Origin of the sequence: Streptomyces caeni (genome assembly GCF_042678285.1) — a bacterium.
GTDB lineage: Bacteria > Actinomycetota > Actinomycetes > Streptomycetales > Streptomycetaceae > Streptomyces > Streptomyces caeni.
In genome coordinates, this window is record NZ_JBHUDX010000095.1 from 1 (window position 1) to 5876 (window position 5876).

Below are 5876 nucleotides of genomic sequence, written 5' to 3' on the forward strand. Positions count from 1 at the left end.
GGAGCCCCTGGCCACCGACGTGATGATGCCGCCCATCGGCGCCGGAGTCCTCGCGGGTGGTACGTGTGCGCGAGATCGACGATGACGAAGGCAGACGGCTGCTTCGGATCATCCGCCGGGGCACCGGGTCGGTGGTGACCTGGCGGCGTGCCCAGATGGTCCTGCTGTCCGCCCAGGGCATGCCGGTGGCGAAGATCGCCGAAGTGACGTTCACCAGCGCGGACCAGGTCCGCGATGTGATCCACAACTTCAACACCGACGGCTTCGACTCCCTGTATCCGAAGTACAAGGGCGGCCGGTGCAAGACCTTCACCCTGCCCGAGCGCCGCGAGATCAAGAAGATCGCGAAGTCCAGGCCGACCGAACACAACCTGCCCTTTTCGACCAGGAGCCTGACCAAGCTGGCGGATTTCCTGGTCGCCGAGGGGGTGCTCGTCCAGGAGAGCACGCCCCGGTGCGAGAGCGACACCGCGCCGGGCCGCGCGGTACCCGGGCCACCGCCGACCAGTGACTGCATCGTGGCCGAGTGGTGCGGGGCGCAGTAGGGGGCCACGTCGATGGGCGGCTTGCCCGCAGGCAGCAGTCCCGCCACCGAGTGCACCGCCGTGACCTCCAGCGACTCCTCCCTGCTCAGCCGCGGCAGGATGGCCGGCAACCGCTCCGCGAGCATCGTCTTGCCCGCGCCGGGTGGATAGCGCAAATGACTGGTGGTACCTCGCATGCGATCACCCTGTGACCAGGCAAACGCCGCAACCACCACCTGTGCACTATTGATCAGAAACTCATGGGGTTCTCGTCGAGGATGTAGCGAACGTGTGGGCCGCCGAAGTAGCCGCAGACTGTGTGGGGCTGACGCTGGCGTCTGCGGAAGAAACGGCAGGTCTCGGCGGCCAGTTCGGCCTGATCGCGGGCTCGGTGCTGTAGGAGCAGGCCGTGCTTGAGGTCGGCGTTGACCAGTTCGTCGGGGTTCAGCTCAGGCGAGTACGGCGGCAGGAAGTGCAGTTCGACGTCGCCGGGATGGGCGGCGAGCCAGTCGCGGACCTTCTTCGAGCGGTGGGCGGAGTGCCCGTCGACCACGAGGTGGACCTTGTGGTCGAAGTGGCCGGCGAGCCGGTCCAGGAAGCGGCACATCACCTCGGCGGTGAAGCGCTCGGCGAAGACCATGAAGTGCACCCGGCCCTTGGCGCTGATCGCCGACATCGCGTTCAGCGAGAACCGGTTCCCGCTCCGCCGCACCACCGGGGTCTTCCCCTTCTCTCCCCAAGTGCGGCCGGTGACCTGGTCGGAGCGGATGCCGACCTGGTCTGCGAACAGGACCTCGCCGCCATCCCTCTTCGCCCTCGCCCGGATCGTCGGCCAGGTCTCCTCGTGCTAGCGCCGGACAGCCTCGGAGTTCCGCTCGACGGCCCGCTTGTCGGGACGCTGGAAGGACAGGCCCCACCGCTTCAGGTACTTGCCCACCCCCGGTTCGGTCAGCCGCACCCGGTACAGCTTCGCGATCAGCTCGCCCACCAGTCACCGTGTCCACAACTGTCCGGAAAGGCCCACGTCACAGGGCCGGTGATCGAGGACCGCCTGCCGCACGGCGGCCTGCTCGGCCTCCCCGAGCACCTGGTGCACCCCCACCGGCTTGCCCTGCGGCCGCATCACCAGCGCCTCCCGGCCGCCGGCCAGCCACTTCGTCCACCAGATGTCGACCGCCTTCAGCGACACCCCGAACACCGCAGCCACGTCCTCACGGTCCCGCCCGCCGCCAACGCGGCCACCGCCCGCAGCCGCAGGGCCTCCTGCGCCGACGGCGACAGATGCCGCGGATCCCCCGCCAGATCGCTCACACCCGCCCAACCACCCAGAACCCAAACCGTTTCGGATCAATAGGCCCGAAAGGCGGCTCAGGCAGGACAGTGCTGATCGTATAACTTCACCTGACCGTCGAGCTGTTGGGTAGCAATCGACTCCTGAAGCGTTGCTACGCGATCAGGGCCAGCGATTCGGAGCGCGCACGTGCAAGCAGGGTGGCGGGATGCCCGCCCGTGGCGTCACCGGACCAGAGCAGCAACGACAGTCGTGGGAGACTCCGCACGTGAGTTCTACGTCGCCTCGAAAGGCGGTTCAGCTGTGCTCTGAGCCGAATTGCTCGCAGCCAGCCGCGTACCGGACCCGTTCACGCCAATCCTGGTGCGACGACCACATCACGGCGATGCTGCGTGCTGGCGGTCTGGAACCCCTGGAGCCGTTCACCAAGCCGACTGCGTGGCGTCTGACGCGCTGCCTGGCGTGTGGGGTCGAGGCGCATTACCGGTTCGAGTACACCCTCGAGAAGAACGCGCTCGGGGAAGCGACGTGCCGGGCCTGCTACTGGCGACATTGGGCGGAGGAGGACCGGCGCCTCAAGGGGGCGTACGCGAACTTGATACCGGTGCCGGCAGCGGAGGCGTGCGAGCACGCCGAGAAGAACGGCTACGACTACCTCGGGCCGCTCACGGAACCATCACTGTCTGAGGACCCGCACCACGTGCGATGCCGGTACTGCGAACGACTGAGTGCCGAGCGACTGGGCGACATCGGGTTCGGGTGCAGGTGCCAGACCAACCCCAGGCGCGACCGGCAGACCTCCACCACAGCCGCGGCGAGGCAGGCGAAGAAGCGGGACCTGCTCAAGGACTCGGGACTGCCCGTCGTCGACTGGTGGGATCACGAGAGCAACGAGACCGCGGATTGGGAAACCGTCACGGTCAAGGCCCGCCGCGAGGTGTCCTGGCGCTGCCCGGACTGCGGGTTGCGGTTCACCAAGCGGGTCCTGGCCATGGTCGGCGCTCGCGAATGCCCCGAGTGCGAACCGAAGCGGCGCGCGGCGTGGGAGGCGGAGTACGAGCGCTACAAGGTGATGCCGGTTGCCGACATCCCCGAGTTGCTGGCGGCCTGGGCGGATGACGAGGACCCCCGTACCGTGATAGTCGCCGGTCACGGTTCCGGGCATCGCTTTCGCTGCCCGCAAGGACATCATCCGCGGCTGTCACCGCACACGTACCTGACGGCCGGCTGCCCTTCCTGCCGTGGTCAGGGCACACGTGATGAACGGCTTGCGGCTGTCGAGACGGATCCGTCGGCGTTCAGTCTCGCCGCGGAGATCGCCTCGCAGTGGCACCCGTCGAAGAACGGCAGCATCCAAGTCGCATCCGTGTCTCCCGGCTCCCGCAAGAACGTGTGGTGGCAGGACCCGAACTGCGGCCACGAGTGGCAGGAAACACCGGCTCAGCGCGACAAGGGCCAGCGCCTTCGGTGCCCCGAATGTCGCATGATCCTGGACTCGCTCGCCTACCACTTCCCGGACCTGGCAGCCGAATGGTCCCCGTTGAATCCGTGCTCCGCATGGCAGGTACGCCCGAGCGGGCAGACATCCTTCATACCCGCCTGGATCTGCTCCACGAACGCCGATCACGTCTGGCGCGCCTCGCTGGCGTCCCGGACCGGCGGCAGCGGCTGCCCGGAGTGCAGGGAACACGGGAAGTCGCAGGTAGAACTCGATCACCACGCCGCCTCCGAACGCGCCTTCGGCGGGGCCGCGTCCGGCCGGTCGGTGCGGCACGACGCGTTCGCCCGACGCTCGCACTGGCTTGTCGACATCACCGTCGAGCTCACCGCCGGCCGGACCCTCGTCATCGAGTACGACGGCTCCTACTGGCACGCGGACAAGTACGAGGTCGACATCGAGAAGTCCCGGGACCTGCTCGCCGCCGGATACCTCGTGGCCCGGCTGCGTGAACACCCTCTGACCCCACTGCCGATCGACGATCCGGCCTATGCCGAGTTCGTCGTCCACTCGGCAGCGCCCACACCGGACGCCACGATCGAACGGGTCAAGCAGTGGGCATTGGCCGCCCAAAGGCGCGGCGTCGTGTGAGTCGGGCTGCCGCTGCCTGACCACCAGGCGAGTGGCCCAAACGATCAACCGGCGCCCGGCCCACAGCCTCCGCGCCCGGTGCTCAGGCCTCCCGCCGGGCATCCTGGTGGGTGACGACCCAGGACGCGAGCAGGCGCAGGCCGTCATGGAAGGGGGTTCCCTGCTCGGCGGTCTACACGAGTCAGGCCGGGCTGAGCGTGGGCCGAGCAGACGCCCGTCTGCAGACGCAGGCGTTCTGGTCGCTCGCAATATACCTGCTCAACGTCACCCTGTTCGTCCTCGTCGAACTCGAGGCGCCGGCGGCCGTCCGCAGCCTGTCCGGTACGGACCTGACCGGCGCACTCGTCACGGTGGCTGTGGTCTCGGTGACGCTCGCCGTGGTCCGCTTCACGTTCCTGACCGCCTCGACCTGCACCATCCGGCTCCTTACTGTAGACCGGCGCCCCCAGCAACTCGAACGCCGCATGGGCCACCGCGCCCGCGTGGTCAGCGCCCTGGCCGGCTTCCGGGGAGCGGTCTCCCTGGCCCTCACCCTGGCAAGGTCGTCGCACGCTTGGACCAGCGTGGTGAATGAGTGAGGCCAGCGTCGCCCCGGTGGCTGCGGGACAGCCCGGCAAGACCGCCCCGTTACCACCGCACTCCGCCCCGCCAGGCCGTTGACCAGGAAAACTGCTGGACTGTCCGGCTCGCAGGGCATTCTCGGCCTCGGATGGTTGGGCTCATGAACCAGTCACCGGTTCCGGACCCCAAGGGTCGATGCGCTCTTGCCGGAACCGCCTGACATCCCTGCTGTGGAAGAAGCGGCAGCCTTCGTAGGGGAGATCGAAGGTCCAGTGCTCGGGCAGGTCGCGGGCTGCATACCGGCACAGCAGCTCGACCATGCCGCAGTCGAAGTGGGACCAGCACTCGGGTTCGTCCCACTGCCGACGCCAGATCACCGTGCCCCACATGTTGGGGTCCGGTGAGTCTGCCCGCCAGCACAGCAGGTCCGCCTCGACGGTATAGCCCCAGCCGATGAGCAGTTCGGGCGCGTCGTACCCCAGTTCCTCGCCCGTCAGTTCGGCATCCCCCGTCAGGCCTTCTACGTTGGCGCCGGGATCGTTGGGATACACCTCCGAGACGGGCGCGCACGCCCCGAGGAAGTCGTCGAAGAGGCCCTCGCCGTACACCCGCATGAACTGTTTGTAGTCGTCTGGGAACCCGCGCGGATACCGCTCGGACAGGCCGTCCCAGTCCGCCCTGTTGCCGCCCCCGGTCGGTGGCGCGACCAGGGAGGTGAGACGAGCCAGGGCATCAATGGGAGTCGGTTGCTGTCGCATGGTTTCTCCGTTACTTGACAACATCGCCGAGATTCGGCCCGGTCACACCGTACGTGTTGCCCACAATCATGGTGTCCCGGAGTCCGGCGACACCGCTGTTGTAGTAGCCGCGCGCCGTCAGGACGAACTGGTAAGGGACCTTGCTGGTGTCCGTGCGGTACATCGGGACCACCGTGTACGAGACGCTCTGGCCCTGGTTTGCGGCCTGTTTCACCTTGTCTTCCATGACGCGCATGTTGTTGCGGCCACGGCTGCCCGCTGTGCGGTCGAAGGTGTTCACACCTCGCCAGCAGGTTCCCAGGTTGCGCTGGTCGGATCCAGAGCCGCCCAGAGTGTCCGCAATGAGGTGGCACGCGTTGATCGTCTTGGCCGAATCCAGCCCCATCGAATCCGCGTAGTCCTGGGCCTCGCTGTAGCCGGACAGCTTGTTGCGGGTACTCGTGGGCACCGGCGAAGTGCCCGACCGCCGGAGGCTGCTCTTGGTGACGCAGGCGAACATCCCCGTGGCCCGTCCCGCGTCGTCCAACGTCCCCGGCACTTGGTAGCCGACCCCGGTACCAAGTGAGCAGTTGGAGTTCTTCTCCTTGGGCGTCCAGTCGCAGCCGCCGGTGACGACGCAGACGGCGGCTGTCGTCAGGCCTGCCGCGGCGGCC

At 67.8% G+C, this 5876-nt stretch carries 7 protein-coding genes and 2 pseudogenes; 3 read left to right on the forward strand and 6 right to left on the reverse strand.

The features are described from left to right. Positions 1-56: 56 nt before the first annotated feature. Positions 57-434: pseudogene (locus ACFSL4_RS30785) on the forward strand (helix-turn-helix domain-containing protein); the annotation flags it as partial. On the opposite strand, the pseudogene ACFSL4_RS30790 reads toward ACFSL4_RS30785, so the two are convergent. The 4 genes and pseudogenes from ACFSL4_RS30790 to ACFSL4_RS30805 all read right to left on the reverse strand — a co-directional run. Continuing rightward, positions 431-700: pseudogene (locus ACFSL4_RS30790) on the reverse strand (ATP-binding protein); the annotation flags it as partial. The pseudogenes ACFSL4_RS30785 and ACFSL4_RS30790 overlap by 4 nt on opposite strands. 74 nt (positions 701-774) lie before the next feature. After that, on the reverse strand, positions 775-1350 hold the full coding sequence (locus ACFSL4_RS30795) for an IS630 family transposase (RefSeq protein ID WP_381090133.1): 576 nt from the start codon (positions 1348-1350) through the stop codon (positions 775-777). Between the two features lie 21 nt (positions 1351-1371). Then, a complete protein-coding gene (locus tag ACFSL4_RS30800) occupies positions 1372-1512 on the reverse strand; it encodes a helix-turn-helix domain-containing protein (protein WP_381090116.1) in 141 nt (46 codons plus the stop codon). Between the two features lie 3 nt (positions 1513-1515). Beyond that, entirely contained in the window at positions 1516-1731 is a 216-nt protein-coding gene (locus ACFSL4_RS30805) for a hypothetical protein (RefSeq protein WP_381090119.1), read from the reverse strand. Between the two features lie 469 nt (positions 1732-2200). Between ACFSL4_RS30805 and ACFSL4_RS30810 the strand changes: the two genes are divergently transcribed. Both ACFSL4_RS30810 and ACFSL4_RS30815 read left to right on the forward strand, forming a co-directional pair. Beyond that, a complete protein-coding gene (locus ACFSL4_RS30810; RefSeq protein WP_381090121.1) occupies positions 2201-3904 on the forward strand; it encodes a zinc-ribbon domain-containing protein in 1704 nt (567 codons plus the stop codon). A 110-nt stretch (positions 3905-4014) separates the two neighbouring features. Next, a complete protein-coding gene (locus ACFSL4_RS30815) occupies positions 4015-4482 on the forward strand; it encodes a cation:proton antiporter family protein (RefSeq protein ID WP_381090124.1) in 468 nt (155 codons plus the stop codon). A 141-nt stretch (positions 4483-4623) separates the two neighbouring features. Here the strand turns inward: ACFSL4_RS30815 and ACFSL4_RS30820 are convergent, their stop codons facing one another. Together ACFSL4_RS30820 and ACFSL4_RS30825 are read right to left on the reverse strand one after the other, a co-directional pair. Next, positions 4624-5223, reverse strand: a complete 600-nt coding sequence (locus ACFSL4_RS30820; RefSeq protein ID WP_381090127.1) for a hypothetical protein — start codon at positions 5221-5223, stop codon at positions 4624-4626. Between the two features lie 10 nt (positions 5224-5233). Then, positions 5234-5876 (reverse strand): DNA/RNA non-specific endonuclease (locus tag ACFSL4_RS30825; RefSeq protein WP_381090130.1); only part of this gene is annotated, 643 nt, incomplete at its 5' end.